The sequence below is a fragment of the Chromohalobacter sp. HP20-39 genome (assembly GCF_033052815.1).
GTDB lineage: Bacteria > Pseudomonadota > Gammaproteobacteria > Pseudomonadales > Halomonadaceae > Chromohalobacter.
Genome location: NZ_JAWHTP010000027.1, coordinates 1 through 1,076 on the forward strand (window position 1 = coordinate 1; position 1,076 = coordinate 1,076).

Here is a 1,076-nt window from a genome sequence, read left to right on the forward strand (position 1 = left end):
TGTAGGGTCCCGGATGATCAGATGAGCTATAGAAGTTATCCTTTGCTGGCCGCCAAGGAGCTTCTTCAGCAGTTCATCCGGGAGCAAGGATATGGACATCAAGCTACATAAACAGGCGACCACCACACCGAAGATCCGGGCCGAGATCCAGGCAGCGCCTTCCAGCATCAGCGACAGCGAGCTGGCACGCCAGTACGGCGTCGCCGTCGCGACCATCCGGCGCTGGCGGTACCGTGACGATGTCCAGGACCGGCCGCACACGCGTCACAACCTGCTGGCCACGCTCAATTCCGAACAGGAAGAGGTGCTGATCGCGGCGCGTGAATTCCTGCGCCTCGGCCTAGATGATCTGCTCGTCGTGGCACGTGAGTTCCTCAATCCTGGCTTGTCGCGTTCTGGTCTGCATCGCATGCTCAAGCGGCGCGAGGTGCCGACACTGGCAGAGCTGGCTCGACGGGACGCGGGCGATGATGAGAAGCCCCGGCACAAGCCTTTCAAAGACTATGAGCCGGGCTACGTGCACATCGACATCAAGCACCTGCCCCAGATGCCCGACGAGGAGCAAAAACGCTACCTGTACGTCGCCATCGATCGTGCCACGCGCTGGGTCCATCTGGAGGTGAGATGCAGCCAGTCCGCGAAGGATGCGCGGGCGTTCATGAAGCGGGTGGAGGAGAAGGCTCCCTTCCAGGTCCAGACGGTACTGACCGACAACGGCAAGTCATTCACCGATCGCTTCACGCGGGCGGGTGAGCGCAAGCCCAGCGGGAACCACCCGTTTGACCAAGAGTGCCAGGCCCTTGGTATCGAGCACCGTCTGATCAAGCCGGGAAGGCCGCAGACAAACGGCATGGTGGAGCGCTTCAACGGCCGTATCAGCGATGTGCTGGCGACTCGGCGCTATACCTCAGGCGAGGACCTGGAGCAGACGCTCAAACGCTACACCTGGCTGTACAATCACCACATCCCGCAGAAGGCGCTGCATCATCAATCACCGATTGCGATGATGAAGGAATGGCAGACCAAGCGTCCTGAGTTATTTACCAAGCGGGTAGTCAATCACACGGGACCCGACA

General features: G+C 60.5%; 1 protein-coding gene. It reads left to right on the plus strand.

Annotated features, from left to right (window positions below; translation table 11 throughout):
• Positions 1-91: 91 nt before the first annotated feature.
• On the plus strand, positions 92-1,076 hold a 985-nt coding region (locus tag RVY79_RS16625), incomplete at its 3' end, for an IS481 family transposase (protein WP_317465584.1).